General features: G+C 65.6%; 10 protein-coding genes. 6 read left to right on the forward strand and 4 right to left on the reverse strand.

Features of this window, described 5'->3' with window-relative positions:
- On the reverse strand, nt 1–1,398 hold a 1,398-nt coding region (locus Q0D45_RS02440; RefSeq protein WP_293388001.1), incomplete at its 3' end, for a hypothetical protein.
- 598 nt (nt 1,399–1,996) lie between these two features.
- Here Q0D45_RS02440 and Q0D45_RS02445 point away from each other — a divergent pair.
- The 3 genes from Q0D45_RS02445 (at nt 1,997) to Q0D45_RS02455 (ending at nt 4,224) form a co-directional block, all read left to right on the forward strand.
- The gene (locus tag Q0D45_RS02445; protein WP_293388003.1) at nt 1,997–2,470 is read left to right on the forward strand and encodes a Plug domain-containing protein; all 474 of its coding nucleotides are present in this window, start codon (nt 1,997–1,999) and stop codon (nt 2,468–2,470) included.
- Nucleotides 2,446–2,634, forward strand: coding sequence for a hypothetical protein (locus tag Q0D45_RS02450; RefSeq protein ID WP_293388006.1), 189 nt, complete (start codon nt 2,446–2,448; stop codon nt 2,632–2,634). The genes Q0D45_RS02445 and Q0D45_RS02450 overlap by 25 nt, the downstream gene beginning before the upstream one ends.
- Nucleotides 2,635–2,730: 96 nt before the next feature.
- Nucleotides 2,731–4,224: a TonB-dependent receptor gene (locus tag Q0D45_RS02455; protein ID WP_293388008.1), complete on the forward strand. Its 1,494-nt coding sequence runs from the start codon at nt 2,731–2,733 to the stop codon at nt 4,222–4,224.
- A 111-nt stretch (nt 4,225–4,335) separates the two neighbouring features.
- Here Q0D45_RS02455 and Q0D45_RS02460 read toward each other — a convergent pair whose 3' ends face one another.
- From Q0D45_RS02460 to Q0D45_RS02470, 3 genes are all read right to left on the reverse strand, one after another.
- Nucleotides 4,336–10,095 (reverse strand): alpha-2-macroglobulin family protein, encoded by a 5,760-nt coding sequence (locus Q0D45_RS02460; RefSeq protein WP_293388011.1) that lies wholly within the window; start codon nt 10,093–10,095, stop codon nt 4,336–4,338.
- Nucleotides 10,092–10,592, reverse strand: coding sequence for a hypothetical protein (locus Q0D45_RS02465; RefSeq protein WP_293388014.1), 501 nt, complete (start codon nt 10,590–10,592; stop codon nt 10,092–10,094). Before Q0D45_RS02465 ends, Q0D45_RS02460 begins: the two co-directional genes overlap by 4 nt.
- A 62-nt stretch (nt 10,593–10,654) precedes the next feature.
- On the reverse strand, nt 10,655–11,992 hold the full coding sequence (locus Q0D45_RS02470; protein WP_293388018.1) for a class II 3-deoxy-7-phosphoheptulonate synthase: 1,338 nt from the start codon (nt 11,990–11,992) through the stop codon (nt 10,655–10,657).
- An 84-nt stretch (nt 11,993–12,076) separates the two neighbouring features.
- Between Q0D45_RS02470 and Q0D45_RS02475 the strand changes: the two genes are divergently transcribed.
- From Q0D45_RS02475 to mutS, 3 genes are read left to right on the forward strand one after another with little or no spacing between them, the layout of a single operon-like run.
- On the forward strand, nt 12,077–12,325 hold the full coding sequence (locus tag Q0D45_RS02475; RefSeq protein ID WP_293388021.1) for a type II toxin-antitoxin system Phd/YefM family antitoxin: 249 nt from the start codon (nt 12,077–12,079) through the stop codon (nt 12,323–12,325).
- Nucleotides 12,326–12,333: 8 nt separating this feature from the next.
- Nucleotides 12,334–12,765, forward strand: coding sequence for a type II toxin-antitoxin system VapC family toxin (locus Q0D45_RS02480; protein ID WP_293388023.1), 432 nt, complete (start codon nt 12,334–12,336; stop codon nt 12,763–12,765).
- Entirely contained in the window at nt 12,762–15,341 is a 2,580-nt protein-coding gene (mutS, locus tag Q0D45_RS02485; protein ID WP_293388026.1) for a DNA mismatch repair protein MutS, read from the forward strand. The genes Q0D45_RS02480 and mutS overlap by 4 nt, the downstream gene beginning before the upstream one ends.
- Nucleotides 15,342–15,414 lie beyond the last annotated feature (73 nt).

The following is a 15,414-nucleotide window of genomic DNA, read 5'->3' on the forward strand; positions in this document are numbered from 1 at the left end:
GGCGTCGACGATGTACAACACCTCGCCGTTGGAGCTGACCGCCATCGAGCCCGCTGCGGTGGTGCCGATCGGGAATCGGCCCAGCAACTCGCCGGTGTGGATGTTGCGTATCGCCACCTGGTTGCCGCCCTCGTGGCTGTAGGCCAGCGGCAGCACCGGATTGGTCGCGGTACGCAGACCTTCGGCGGCGTACGACAGTCGGCCCGGCTCGGTGCCCGAACGCCAGAACGACACCTCGATGGTCTCCACCGCCGGCTCGCCAGTGCCGATTGCCGGATCGTTGCCGGTCACCGTGACCGTTGCGCGGTGCACGGTATCGGCGGCAAGCACGCCTGGCGTCACGGTCAGACGCAGGGCGCCGCCGGTGACGCCATTTGCCGTCACGCCGAGCCAGCCGGCGCTGGAGCTTGCAGACCAGGGCACACCGGCGCGATCGAGGCTGGTGGTGACGCCGATGTCGCGGCTCAGCAGTTGCCGCGACGGGAATTGCGAGAACGCGACACCGTCGGTCACCACCTGCAGGCGTTCGACCTCGCGATTCAGGCGCACCGGCAAGGTGTAGCTCAGCACGGTGCCGCGGACATCGACGTCGAGCCGCGCCGAGCCGATGTAGACGCCGCCGGTCAGCACCGCGCGGTTCGCGGAAATCATCGTCGACGCACTGCTGCCGCCGACCTGTCCGCCGAGCGCGCTGGCAGCGAGCCAGGCCGGTGCGGGCGGATCGCTGGACAGCGTCACGGTCCACGGATAGGTGTTCGCGCCGGTATTGATCTGGAAGCTGAACAGCTGTGGCGGCGTGCTGGCCAGACCGTCGTCACCGCCGAATTGCAGGCTTTCGGGCCCGGCATTCAGCGTCGGCGCAGTCACGCTCAGCGACACCGGAATGATCACAGTGTTGCCGGCATCGGCGCTGTTGGTCAGGGTCACCGTGCCGTCGTAGTCGCCGATCGAAAGGGTGCTGGCGTCGAGCGTCACCGAAAGCGTCCGGCTGCCGGTGAACGGGCCTGCCGGCACCACAATCCACGGCGCACTCGCGGCTGCACGCCAGGTGACGGTATCGGCCGACACCGAGACCAGCTGTTCGATCGTGGTTGTCGAATCGCCGAACACCAGCGTGCCGGTCAACGGAAACTCGCTGGCCGACAGCCGTGCTCGAACCATCAAGGTCACGGTGATATCGCGATAGCCGAGCACGTTGCCGCTGGCATCGGCATAGCCAAGGCTCGGTCGTGCGGTGTAGGTCCCGGGCGCGAGATTGGTCGCAGCGACCGAGAAGACGGCGTCGTAGGTCGAGCCGGAGCCACTGATACTGATTGCCAGCCAGTCGGCCGGCGTCTGCCCGTCGGGATAGGCCGCTCCGACGAACGCCGCGCGGCTGTCGTTGACGGTGATGCGCACCGTCTGCGCCGGGGTCGCTGATGCGAACTGGTCTGCCTGAAAGCTCAGGCTGGTCCTGTTGACCGAGATACTGCCGCCTTCCGATCCACCTCCGCCTCCCCCGCAGGCCGTCAGCAACACCGCCAACAACGCGCACCACAAGACCCGGATCGACACGGCAGACACTTCCTTTCTGGATGAATAGGCCCCAGGGCCTTGGCGCCCGGATCTCTGTTGCGCATGCGCATCGCTGGGCGGGTCAAGTGTCCAAGTTCGCGAATGGCCGCGCAAATCGCGTTCGTCAGGACGAAGTTCCTGTGACTCGGGAGATTCAAGACTTGTCGCGGCGAACGCCTGAGGATCGGTCGATTTCATTTGCAGCAATTACCACCGGCGGCCCGCATCGCGGCCTCCAGGGCAAATGGATTTTTGATCCTCGTCAACGATCAACGGATGAAAAGTGAAGATTCGGCGCATTTCACAACATGCCGAGAACACCGGCCGGATTCGGGGAACTTTTCCCATTTATTGCCAGCGCTGACCTTCTGATCATGGCGCGCGCCGCCGGCTTTTCCGCGCGGCCGCCCACGACTAGAAATCCCCCGAGAGGAAAGAGACCATGCCGACGACACCCTGCCGCCGCAAACCCATTGCGCTGGCCGCTGCCCTGATGGCCGCCGGCAGTCTGTGGAGCGCCCCTGCGGCTGCACAGGAAACGGCTGAATCCGCGACGGCCGAAGAAGCGGTGAAGCTGGCTCCGGTGCTGGTCGAAGGCACGTTCAAGGGGCCGATCGAGAACACCGCCGGCACCGCTCGCCAGTTGACCGCCGAAACCATCGAGGAACTCAAGCCGGTGCCCCTGCACGAAGCGCTGCGCAGCCTGCCCGGCCTGCGGATGATCGACGACGATATCGCCGGCCGCCGCTCCGGCATCGGCCTGCGGGGCGCGCCTTCGCGGCGCTCGCGCAAGGTGTTGCTGCTGGAGGACGGCTACCGATCAACGCCTCGCCGTATCTGGATTCATCGGCCCACTACACGCCGCCGCTGCAGCGGCTGCAGAACGTCGAAGTGCTGCAGGGCACCGGCCATGTGATCTATGGCCCGCTGAACAATCACGGCATTGTCAATTTCCGCTCGCTGTCACCGACCACGACGCCGCAGAGCAAGATCGACTTGGGCCAGGGCAATGACGACAACTTCCAGCGCCACGCTTCGCACACGCGGACCATCGGCGATCTCGGCATCGCCGTGGCCTAAACCGGCGCCAATGCCGATGGTGCTTTCGATGTCGAGAAGTCGCAGTTCGATGACTTCTACGCCGAGCTCGAATACCAGCTGTCGAAATCGCAGCTGGTGGAGTTCAGCATCACCCGGATGCTCGAAGATTCGAACTACGACGAATCGAATCTGACGCCGGTGGAATACGCGCTGGCGCCGCGGCGCAAGCTTGGCCGCTTCGGTCAGCAGTACAACACCATGGCGGTGGACTTCTCGAAGTACGACTTGAAGCACCAGTGGAATGGCGAGCACCTCACGCTGTCCTCGCGCCTCTACACCACGCGCACCGATCGCCGCCGGTTCACCGTCGATCCCGAAGCGGTGTCAGTCGATGCGCTGCCGACGTTCGTCTATGACAATCCCGACTACCAGTTCGAGCCCGGCGTCAGCGGCGTGATGGTCAGCCGTTCGCGGCTGTACGAGAACTACGGCGCGGAGACGCGCGCCGTGATCGATTTCCAGACCGGCAGCCTCGGCCATGAACTGGCCTTCGGCATACAGGCGATGCGCTCGCTGTTCGATGACGGACGCAGCTTCGGCGCCGTCGGGGAAGTCATCTCCAGGGGCAATCCGGGCAGCAACTTCGGCGAAGGCGAACTGGCCGAAGCGCGACTCGACAAGTACCAGTCGACGGCGATCGCCGGCTACATCCAGGACGCCGTACAGGTTGGCAATCTGCAGATCACGCCTGGCCTGCGAGCGGAGCATTACACCCAGCATCGCGAGCGCCGCTTCACCGGTGCGGAGTTCGAGTTCGATGGCGAGCGTGACGATCGCCTGCTGGCGCTGCTATACACCCGCGTCGAACGCACACAGATCTTCGCCAATGTCGCGCGTGGCTACACGCCGGCCTTCGCACGCTCGGCAGACGAGTTTCCGCTCAAGCCGGAGACCGGCATCAACAGCCAGATCGGCTTCCGCCACAAGCTGGCCAGCGGCCTGAACGTGGAAGGTGCGGCGTTCTACAACCTCATCTACGACACCGTCGTGCAGCTGCCATACACCGTCGACGACGCCAACATCGTCGTCAACTCGGCGGACTCGCGCAGCCTCGGTTTCGACTTCGGCCTGAACTACGAGACGCCGACGATCGCCGGCACCAACGTCCGCGCCAATTCGACGGTCGCCTATAGCTACGCCCGCTCGACGTTCACCGAAGGCGAACTCGACGGCAATCGCGTGCCGGAAACGCCGCTGCATGCCGGCAGCATCACTGTCGGCCTGCGTGGCGGCGAACGCTGGAACGCATCGCTGACCGTCAACCACTTCGGCAGCTACGTCTCGGACCTGCTGAACACCCGCGATTTCGTGCTGGCCGACGAAGATCGCAAGCCGGTGCAGGCGGGCGACAGCGTCGAGATCCGCGAAGTGGTGGTGCTCGGCCGAGTGTCGTCGAACACGCTGCTGCCGGCAAGAGTCGGCTACTTCCTGCCCTGGTCCGGGCCGAAGACCGAGCTGTGGGTGACCGGCCGCAACCTGACCAACAAGCTCTACATCGTCGACATCGAGAACGGCATTCGTCCGGGTGCGGCGCGGACTGTTATTGGTGGCGTTACCGTGCGCTTCTGACTCCTTCCCCCGTTTACGGGGGAAGGTTGGGATGGGGGCGTATGCCGGCAGCGCCAAAGTCAAACGCCCCTACCTCAGTCCTCCCCCGCAAGCGGGGGAGGAAGACCTGAGTCAAGGCTTCGCCGCTTCCTCGACGATCAAGCGCGCCGGCACATCGTTGCCGAAGATATCGGGGTCGTACATCGCTTCGGCATGCGGCGCCTGCACGGCGAACTCGCCGGTCGCAACGGCTTGTCCCACCCAGTACAGACGATGGCTGCCCGACCCGACTTCATCAGCGAACCAGCGCGCCGCTTCGAAGCGCAGTTCGCGGTGATAGAACGGATACGGGCTTGCCGAACCCGGCGGCTCGGCCTCGGCGGCGTCGAGACCGCTGCTGACCGCGAGATCCGGATTGACCGGCTCCAGGCCGCCCGGCACCGGATCGTCGACGACCACGAAGCTGCGCGCCACCGGCGTGTTCAGCAGCAGTTCGATGCGCACCAGTTCGCCACGGCGGATGGTCATCGGTGACGTCAGCGCCTGCCATTGGCCATCGCGCTTCACCGCGTAATTGCGCTTCAGGCTGATGCCGGCATTCGCCGCAGTGGCCTGATCATCGGCCTGCACATAGCGGACGTTCGCGGCCCAGTAACCACGGCCCTCGCCCGCATGACGAATCTCCAGTTCGCGACGCTTGCCGATGTCTTCGGCCTTGATCGGCTTGGCAGCCGCAACGGCGGCATCGCGCGGTGTCGAGAACTTCGCGTTCGCGAAGCTCTGACCATCGAGCAGCGCTTCCAGCGTGAACGCCGGCGCGGCCGATTCGTAGCGCCGTGCATAGGCTTCCATGGCGCTGGCGCAGAACACGTTCTCCTGGGTGTTCTCCCAGTGATCGCGACCGCCTCGGGACTGGCTGATCGAGCGCACCAGCTTGGCCGGCAGTTCGCGCAGCGAAGCATCGTCATCAACCAGTTTGTCGTCGCTGCCGACCAGGGCCATCAGCGCCATGCAGTTGGCGCGCAAGGGCGAACCGAGCAGTGGAATCCAGGCGCTGTCCTCGGTTTCACGCAGCACGAAGGTGCCGGCACTTTGCTGGCCACGTGCCAGGATCTGATCGAGCGCTGAATGCGCAACGGCAGACCCACCATCGACCCGCTGCGCCGCATCGAGCAGCATCGCCTGACCGAACAGGCCCATGCGCGGCAGCGCCGGCGCATGACGTTCCAGTTCCGCCGCATCGAGCTTGCCGCGCCGCGCCAGCGCCGCCAGCACCACCGCGCGCACCGTGCTCGAGGCTTCGGCGGACTGGCCGGCGACGTTCTTCCGCAACAGCGTCTGCAGATAGCCATCGAGCTTGGTCTGCACCGCCTGCGGCGGCTGCAAGCCAGCGGCACGCAGCCACTCGAAGGCCAGCGCGGTGTAGGCGGACAGATAAGGGCTGACGCGCGACTCGTCGCCGTTCCAGTAGGTCATGCCGCCGTTCTGGGCCTGGAAACCGGCGGCATCGGCGAACAACTGCGTGGCGATGCCCGGTGCTTCCGGCCAGGCGAACGCCGGGTCGAGCCAGGGCTGCAGGCGGCCGTACTGCGCGGCCATCACGCCCTTGGTCAGGCGCTGCTCCCAGCACAGGTAGGGGTAGTCGCGCAGATAGCGGAAGGCACCGTCGAGATTGCCGAGCACGGTTGGCGAGAAGCGGACCGCGACTTCGCCGCCGGGCAAGCTGCCGGCCGGCACTTCGATCGGCGTCGTGGCGCTGCCGTCATCGAGGAAGCCGAACTCGGAGGCGGTCACCGTCGGCCGGCGTGGCTTCACCGGCAGGCTGAACGTCAGGCCATCCTTGTCCTTGGCATCGCCCGCCGTCGCCTTGAACGCGATGGTGCCCGGCTCATTGCCGGCCACTTCGGCGGCGATATCGAGATACACGGTCTGGCGCTCGAAAGCCGCGAGCTTCACGGTCTGTTCGGTCTTCGCCGTCGCAGCGCCCGTCGCCTCGATGGTCACCACCAAGCTGCGTGGCGCATCGGCGCGATTGAGCACCGAGAAGCCGGCGCGGAACTGGTCGCCGCTGCTGATCTGGTTCGGCATCACCGGCCGCAGCTCGGTGTCCTTGGTCGAGATCAGCTTGCTCGAACCGAGGCCGAAGCGATCGCCCGGCGATACCGCGAGGACGATCACCTTCCAGGCGGTGAGATTGTCCGGCAGCACGAAGTCGAAGCTGGCCCTGCCATTGGCATCGGTGACCAGCGACGGGTTCCAGTAGGCGATGAATCTGTCGACCGAACGCAAACTGAGATCGGCACCGCCATCACCACCCGGCGTCGCGCCCTTCTTCTCGAACTTCTGGCGGCCGACGAGACGGGTCAGCAGGCTGTAGTTGGCGAGGTCCAGGCTCTGCAGGCCGTTGAAGCCACGATAAGGATCGAAATAGCTTTCGCCATCACGAATCAGGTCGTAGACCGCTTCGTCGACGACGGCGACGGCGAGCTCCATCTTCGGATCGGCGAGCGCTGCTTTCGGGGTCGCGCTGATGCTGAGCTTCGCGGTTTCGCGCGGCCGGTACTTGGCCTTGTCGGCGGTCACCTCGACATCGATCTGCCGGTAGGGATCATCGACGGTGATCGTCCGATAACCCATCCGGAAGGTCGGCTTGCCGAGATCGACATCACCATCCGGCGGCGGGCTCGCCACACGCGGCGACTGCACGACCACCGACAGATAAAAGCCCGGCAGATGCTCCGGCGTGATCTTGACCTCGATCACCGGCGTCGAACCTTCGAGCACCTGGGTGCGGCGATCGATGACGCCGTAGCGCTCGGTGGTGATCAGTGCGATCGCGCCGGGGTACGGATTCTTGACCAGGATCTTCGCGACATCGCCAACCTTGTAGCGCTTGCGATCGGCATCGAGTTCCAGGCCGTAATCGTCCTTCTCCTGCCAGACGAAGTGATTGCTGCCGCTGGCCCACATCCAGCGCGAGGAACGATGCAGGCGGTTCTGGGTATCGCGAACCATCGCGGTGATCCGGTACTGGCCGCCGGCATCCGGCGTGAACGCGCAGGCCTGCGGGCCGGCGGTGGAGCGGCCCTTGCAGATCGCGACATCGACCCACTTCTCGCTGTAGCGCGAGACATAAGCGTTGCCGATGTCCTTGACCCGGGCCACCGAGACATCGCGACGCTCGATGCGCACATAGCGCGGCGTGCCGGCCGCTGGTTTGCCATCGGCATCGCTGACCAGGGTTTCGATGCTGGTCGCCTTGCCTTGGCTCAGCAGCCAGTCCTTGCTGCGCAGGCCGATGAAGCGATCGCGGCCGGCGTAAGGCGCCGATGCCGCAGCGGCGATGGTGCGGCCGCGATCGTCCTGCACGCTGGCTTCGACCATTACCGTGCCCCAGGCGATGTCGCTCTCGGGCGCGGTCAACTCGGCGCTGAACTCGCCCTGGCCATTGGTCGTCGCCCGCTTGGTCGAGATGCCGCGGCTGCCGCGCGGATCGTCGCCGGCATCGGCCGAGTAGCTGAAGTCTTCGGCAGCTGGATCCTTGCTGGTGAACGGTGCCGCTTCGACTCTGGCGCTGATCGTGGCCGGCGCGCCGCTGAAGCCGCCGCCGCTGTGCAGGCTGGCACGAAGCAGCGCAGTGAACGGCTGGCCCGGTGCCACGCGCTTGGCGTGGATCTCGGCCGCAAGCTTGAACGGCGCCGGAGTGAAATCGGAGACCAGCACTTGCATCGGATACAGCGTGTCCGGATGCCGCTTGCCCTCGCTGTCCGGCTCGCGATCGGCGGCGGTATAGCTGGCTTCCAGCTCGAAGCGATACCAGCCGACCTTGCCCTGCTTGGCCACCGCGAACTCGCCATCGACAGCACCGAATTCGGACAAGGTCAGGCCGTCGCGCTCATGCACCACCTGGTCCGCCGGATCGAGCACGCGCAGCTTGTATGGCCCGCGCTCGGCAGCCGCCAGCGCCTTGTTGGCCTCGTTGCGGACATAGAGCTTGAACTGCACGGTATCGCCGGCGCGATAGACGCCCTGCGCCGTGGTGCCCCAGCTCTTCAGATGGCCGTGGCGCTGCTGGCGCGAGGCGTAGACCTCGTAACCGGAAGCGCGATAGGTATCGACGCTGAAGCCGTCATTGAGCGGCAGCACGGCGATGTCGCCATCGCGCACCACCCGCACGGCCAGCGGTGCTTTCGCATTCCAGCCGCTGTACGTGAGCATTGGATCGACGCTGGCAGCGCCGGGCAGTTCGGCCAGGCCATCGGCATCGGTCTTCACGGCGACCGCATCGCTCGACGACTCCGGCTGCCACACCGGCGGCTTGGCAACGAACAGATCGACGGCAGCACCGGCCACCGGCTTGCCGGTGGCGAACTCGGTGACCCAGACCAGGGTGTTGTAGTGGCCGAACTTGGCGTGCACCTGCCAGGGCGTGACCTGCGCGAACAGCGGCTCGCCCGGGCGCTGCAGCGGATACTTGCCAGTCGCCGGCCTAGTCGTCAGCCAGCCTTCGACGACGCCGGAATGGCCATCGAGCAGCTTGCGGATATCGAGCGGCATCGCGAAGGCGATGTCCCGCGCCTGAGCCACCGGACGGCTGGCCTTGAGATTGCGCTCGACACCGCTCGCCGTGGTCCGCGTGTAGGCGATCTCGACACTGTCGAGATTGGTGACCACCGCGGGCACTTCGGCATCGATACCGGCTTCGAGCACGGCCTGCGGATGCGAGAAGCTGAGATTCGGGCTGCGATGCGCGGTACGGAAGGTGAGGCTGATCGGCGGTTTGATTGAATCTGGCAGCTTGCGATCGAACAGATCGTGGATGTCTTCGCCGCCGCTGATCCGATACTCGGCATCGGCCTTCAAGGTGAACGGGAGGCGCAGCAGGTAGCGACTGTTGTCGCGGTTGCTCGAGCCGGCATACCAGCTGGTCGAGGCGTTCGCCCAGGGGTCGTAGTCCTTGCGGCCGCCGGAGGGGTCCGGCGTGATCCTCAGCTTGCGGCCATTGCCTTCGGCTTCGACTGGCGCGGTGAACACCAGTGCCGCGTTCGACAGCGGATCGCAGAGCGGCGCCTTGTCGCCGGGCCGGGTCAGCAAGGTCTGGCCGCCGGCCGTCACGCATTGCAGGCCGAGCAGGCGCAGGTCGGCAAAGGTGTGGAACGGTGCGGCGCTGTCGCTGGCAACGCCGCGCTCGGTGCCGAGCGCCGATACCAGCCCCGGGCCGACTTGCAGCTCGCCATCGCGATCGGCCGGCAGCGGCTTCGCTGGCAGCACCCGCCATTGCTTGCGCGCCTCGCCCGCCGGCATGCCGTGCAGTGCCGGCACGTAGTAAGGCGTTTCATCGTCCTGCGGATCGGCTTCGACGATCACCGGCATGCCACCGAGATTTGCCGCTGCTTGCAGCGAAGCCGCAGTGACCGGCTGATCGAACACCGCGCGAATCACCGGCAGGGTCGGCGAACGCCATGACGCCACGCTGCCGTAGCGCAAGGCCGGCCGCGCGGTGATGAAGCGATGGCTCATGCTCTTCAGCAGCTTCGCGCCGCTGTCGGCGACCAGTTCCGGATGCACCTCGACGGTGTAGGCCGTGGCCGGCGTCAGTGCCGCTTCCTCCGGCAGCTGGCAGGCCAGGGTCGTGATATCGATCCAGCGCCACTCGCAGGGCAGCGTGGGCGTGATGGTCACCGGCACTTCTTCGGGCTTGCGCTCCATGCGGCCTAGCGGCACCACGGCGCGATCGAAGGCCAGCACGATCTGCTGCTGACCCGCTTCGACATCCTCACCGGCCGGCGTGATCCGCAGCAGCTTCAGCTCATCCGCCGTGGCGCTGTTTGCGATCAGCAGCGCGCCGATCAGCGCACTGACACCGCGCCCCAGAGTCATGACCACGCTCATGACTTCACCTTGATGCGCAGCATCTGCACGCCATCGCCACTGCTGACGGCGCGCACTTCACGCAGGCCGGCAACGCCGGTCCAGATCAGTTCTTCGGTGGTGCTCTGGTCCGGCTTCTTCTCGACCAGGCCGATACGAGTCAGCACGCTGGCATCGAAGGCGACTTCGCCCGGCGAGCGAACCGTCAGCCAGTCCGCCTTGCCATCAATGAACACCACTTCGGTGCTGCCCGGTGCGTAACGGCAGCGGCGCGAATACAGCGAGCTTTCGCAATCCCAGGGCGGCCCGAGCACGACCGCGAGTTCGGCTTCGGTGCGGCCGGCGACATCAGCAATGCGGAACAGCGGCGCGCCGCTGGCCGGGTCCAGCGATTCGAACGCGGCCGCGTAGTCGTAGTCCTCATCACCGTGGCGTGCACGGGTCAGCCAGAAGGTGACGGCGGCGGCGATGACGATCACCACTGCCAGTACTGCGAGCTTGCTGAAGTTCTTGCCCATGCTTTCCCTGCTCCTGGCTTCGGTCATGCAACGCGGCGGGATGCGCCCGCGGCTTTTCCAAGCTACGGCTTGTGACCACCATGGGCCGCGATCTTCAGCGACAACTCCAGCGCCTGTTCGTAGTTCAGACGCGGATCGACGGCCGATCGGTAAGCGCGTTCGAGGTCGGTTTCGGTGAGGTCACGGGCACCGCCGAGACATTCGGTGACGTCCTCGCCGGTCAGCTCCAGATGCACGCCGCCGAGCCGCGACCCACAGGCCGCATGCACCGCGAACGAAGCTTCGACTTCGCTGAGGATATCGTCGAAGCGCCGGGTCTTGAGGCCGTTGCCAGCGGTCTGGGTATTGCCGTGCATCGGATCGCAAAGCCACAGCACTTCATGGCCCGCGGCGCGTACCGCATCGATCATCTTCGGCAGCCCGGATTCCACCTTGCCCGCGCCCAGGCGATGAATGAAGCTCAGGCGGCCCGGTTCCTTGTCCGGATTCAGCAGGCGGCAAAGCTCCTGCACCCATTCCGCGCTCATCGACACGCCGAGCTTCACGGCAATCGGATTGCGGATGCCGCGCATGTATTCGACGTGCGCGCCATCGACCGCCGCCGTGCGCAGGCCGATCCATGGCAGATGGGTCGACAGGTTGTACCAGCCCGGCTTGCGCGGCACCTGACGCGTCTGCGCGGCCTCCGCAGCCAGCAGCAGCGCTTCATGCGAGGTGTAGAACTCGACGCGATTGAAGTCGTGGATCGGCTGGCCGGCCAGCGTTTCCATGAACTTCACCGATTCGGTGATCGCTTCGACCCGCTTGGAGTACTGCTCGGCGAGTGGCGCGTGATGCACCCAGTCGAGATCCCAGTATTCCGGGTGATGCAGGTCGGCAAAGCCGCCATCGATCAGGCCACGGACGAAGTTGATGGTCATCGCCGAACGCTTGTGGCCTTCGAGCAGCAAGGCAGGGTTCGGAATGCGCGCGTCGGAGGTGAATTCCGGCCGATTGACGGTGTCGCCGCGATAACACGGCAAGGTCAGACCGTCCTTGGTCTCGACATCGGCCGAACGCGGCTTGGCGTACTGGCCGGCGATGCGCCCGACCCGCACCACGGGCATCTTCAGCCCGTGGACCATGACCAGACTCATCTGCAGCAACACCTTCAGCCGGTTGGCGATCAGACCGGATTCGCAGTCGGCAAAGCTTTCCGCGCAGTCGCCACCCTGCAACACGAAACGCTTGCCGGCTTGCGCTTCGGCCAGCCGCGATTTCAGCGCATCGACTTCCCAGGACGTGACCAGTGGCGGCAGGCGGCGCAGTTCGCCGAGTGCAGCTTCCAGCGCATTCGCATCGGGGTAGTTCGGCTGCTGTACAGCTGGCATGGCCTGCCAGCTCGAGGGGGTCCAGGTCATCGGTTTCGGGAGGTGTTCTTTGGAGGGAGAATTATAGGCGGCGTGGTAGGATGACCATCGAGATGACCAACTGGGAAATCGCCCGTGGACAACAGCATCAACATCAGCGTCGCCGAAGCCAAGAGCCATCTGAGCGAAATCCTTGATCGCGTCGAAGCCGGCGAGGAAGTAGTGATCACCCGCCGCGGCAAGGCCGTGGCGCGACTGACTGCAGAGGGTACGAAGAAGCGCAAGCCCCTGCCATCGCTGGCCGAGTTCCGCGCCCAGATGCCGATGGCCCTGACACCTGCCGGTGAAGTGATCCGCCAGATGCGCGACGAAGAGCGCTACTGAGCAGCCCGATGCTGTACTTCGATACCAGTTTCCTGCTGCCCTACTTCACGACCGAAGCCTCGTCGACGGCTGTAGAGACGTTTTTCTCCCGTCACGATTTCGAAAGCTTCACGATCAGCCAATGGACCGCTACCGAGTTTCACAGCGCGATCAGCTTCAAGATCCGCTCCGGTCAACTGGCTGCTGCCATGCATGACGCCATCCTCGAACGCTTCGCCACCGCCCGCGCTGAAACCTTCCTCGTCGTATTACCCACCGCCGCCGATTTCGAACTGGCCGGTGGCTTGCTGCGCGACTGGAAAAGCGGCCTGCGCAGCGGCGACGCCCTGCATCTAGCCATCGCCCGAAATCGTGAAGCGACTTTGGTAACGCTCGACAAAACGCTGCTGAAAGTAGCTCGCAGTCTCAAGATCGCCCACAAGACCCTGCCCGGCTCATGAGTAGCGCGAAACCCGGCGAACACACGCCGATGATGCAGCAGTACCTGGCGATCAAGTCGCAGTACCCGGACACGCTGGTGCTGTATCGGATGGGCGATTTCTACGAGCTTTTTTACGAGGACGCACGCAAGGCCTCGAAGCTGCTCAACATCACGCTGACCAAGCGCGGCGAATCGAATGGCGCGCCGATCGCGATGGCGGGCGTGCCTTATCACCAGCTCGAAAACTATCTCGGCCGATTGATCCGCCAGGGTGAATCGGCGGCGATCGTCGAGCAGGTCGGCGAAGTCGGCGTCGAGAAAGGTCCGGTGCGCCGCGAAGTGGTTCGCGTGGTCACGCCGGGTACGGCGACCGAGGATTCGCTGCTCGATTCGCGTGCCCAGAATCTGCTCGCGGCAGCCTGCATCGGCGGTGGCAAGTTCGGCCTGGCCTGGCTGGAACTGTCGTCCGGACGCTTCTCTGTGCTGGAAACCGAGAGCGCTGGCGACTGGCGCGCCGAGCTGCATCGGCTGCGCGCTTCTGAACTGCTGACACCGGAAGACGCGGCCTATGAACTCGGCGGCCTGCACGGCCGGGCGCGGCCGGTCTGGCATTTCGACACCTCGTCCGCTCGCCGCCTGCTGACCGAGCAGTTCGGTACTCGCGATCTGCGCGGCTTTGGTGCCGATGAACTCGGCCCTGCGCTCGGCGCAGCCGGCGCGCTGCTGCAATACGTGCAGGAGACGCAGAAGGCCAAGGTCGCGCATCTGACCGGTTTGCGAGTCGAAACCATCGACGAAGCGCTGATCCTCGATCCGTCGACGCGGCGCAATCTGGAGATCGAGCATTCGCTGTCCGGCTCCGTGCCGCACACCCTGGTTGCGGTGCTCGATGCCTGCGTGACCAGCATGGGCAGCCGGCAGATGCGGCGCTGGCTGTCGCGGCCGCTGCGTGATCGCGAAACGGTGGGTGCCCGCCATGACGCGGTGGCGATGCTGATCGACGATGGCAGCTATCGGACGCTACGCGAAGCGCTGCGGCCGATCGCCGATATCGAACGCATCCTGGCGCGCGTGTCCTTGCGCTCGGCAAGGCCGCGCGATCTCGCCGGGCTGGGCGCTTCGCTGGCCGGGCTGCCGGCGCTCGTGCAGACCTTCGCGGCCATCGATGCACCGCTGCTGAGATCGCTGGCCGCAAGACTCGGTGATCACCCTTCCCTCGCCGCCGAACTGGCCCGCGCGATCGTCGACGAGCCGCCGCTGCTGGCCCGTGATGGCGGCGTGTTCCGTCCGGGCTTCGATGCTTCGCTCGACGAGCTGCGCAATCTGTCGACCAATGCCGACGGCTTCCTGCTCGATCTCGAAAGCCGCGAGCGGGCGCGTTCCGGCATCGACGGCCTGAAGGTTGGCTACAACCGCGTGCAGGGCTATTTCATCGAGGTGTCGAAGCTGCATTCGGCGAAGGTGCCGGCCGACTACCTGCGCCGCCAGACCCTGACCAATGCCGAGCGCTACATCACCGAGGAGCTGAAGCGCTTCGAGGATCAGGTGCTCGGTGCCCGTGACAAGTCGCTGGCCCGCGAGAAACAGCTTTACGAAGCACTGCTCGACCGGGTTGCTGCCGATCTCGTGCCGCTGCAGGCCACCGCCGCTGCGATCGCCGAACTCGATGTGCTGGGCAGCTATGCCGAGCGCGCCGAAGCACTGCGCTGGACGCGGCCGGCACTGGTCGAAACCGCCGGCATCCGGATCAGCGGCGGCCGGCATCCGGTGGTCGAAACCACGCTCGATACGCCGTTCGTGCCGAACGACAGCCTGCTCGACGACAGCCGCCGTCTGCTGCTGATCACCGGCCCGAACATGGGCGGCAAGAGCACCTACATGCGCCAGACGGCGCTGATCGTGCTGCTCGCCCACGCCGGCAGTTTCGTGCCGGCGGAAAGCGCGGTGATCGGCCCGGTCGATCGCATCTTCACCCGCATCGGCGCTGCCGACGATCTGGCGCGCGCGCAGTCGACGTTCATGGTCGAGATGTCGGAAACCGCGAACATCCTGCACAACGCGACCGCGCAAAGCCTGGTGCTGATGGACGAAGTCGGCCGCGGCACGTCGACCTACGACGGCCTCGCCCTCGCCCGCGCCTGCGCCGAATATCTGGCGACGACCTCGAAAGCCTGGACGCTGTTTGCGACCCATTATTTCGAACTGACCGCACTCGCCGACGAACTGCCGGCGGTGGTCAACGTCCACCTCGACGCCGCCGAGTATTCATCGGCCGCCGGCGAACAGCTGGTGTTCCTGCACAAGGTGCAGCCGGGCCCGGCGAACCGCTCCTACGGCCTGCAGGTGGCCGCATTGGCTGGCGTGCCGACGCCAGTGATCGCGCGGGCGCGGACCATCCTCAACACGCTGGAAACGCAGGCCGAAGCGGCACCGGCGAAAGCCCTGCCCGCCGCGCGCAAACCGGAACCGCCACAGCTCGCGCTGTTCGCGCTGGCCGAATCGAAAGCGCTGAGCCTGCTCGACAAGACCGATCCCGATTCCCTGAGCCCGCGCGAGGCGCTGGAGCTGCTCTATCGGCTGAAGAAGCTGCGCTGAGCGCTGGGCCTGTTCACGATCGCTTTGATCGCTGCGTTGCAGGTCAAAAGCACGCCGGGCGAGGCGCGAACCG

It is taken from the genome of Nevskia sp. (assembly GCF_023266035.1).
Taxonomy (GTDB): Bacteria; Pseudomonadota; Gammaproteobacteria; order Nevskiales; family Nevskiaceae; genus Nevskia.

Bases quoted from the DNA above. Each gene is read 5' to 3' on its own strand.
- Q0D45_RS02445 (WP_293388003.1), top strand. From the start codon at position 1,997: ATGCCGACGACACCCTGCCGCCGCAAACCCATTGCGCTGGCCGCTGCC.
- Q0D45_RS02470 (WP_293388018.1), bottom strand. From the start codon at position 11,992: ATGACCTGGACCCCCTCGAGCTGGCAGGCCATGCCAGCTGTACAGCAG.
- Q0D45_RS02460 (WP_293388011.1), bottom strand. From the start codon at position 10,095: ATGAGCGTGGTCATGACTCTGGGGCGCGGTGTCAGTGCGCTGATCGGC.
- mutS (WP_293388026.1), top strand. From the start codon at position 12,762: ATGAGTAGCGCGAAACCCGGCGAACACACGCCGATGATGCAGCAGTAC.
- Q0D45_RS02480 (WP_293388023.1), top strand. From the start codon at position 12,334: ATGCTGTACTTCGATACCAGTTTCCTGCTGCCCTACTTCACGACCGAA.
- Q0D45_RS02465 (WP_293388014.1), bottom strand. From the start codon at position 10,592: ATGGGCAAGAACTTCAGCAAGCTCGCAGTACTGGCAGTGGTGATCGTC.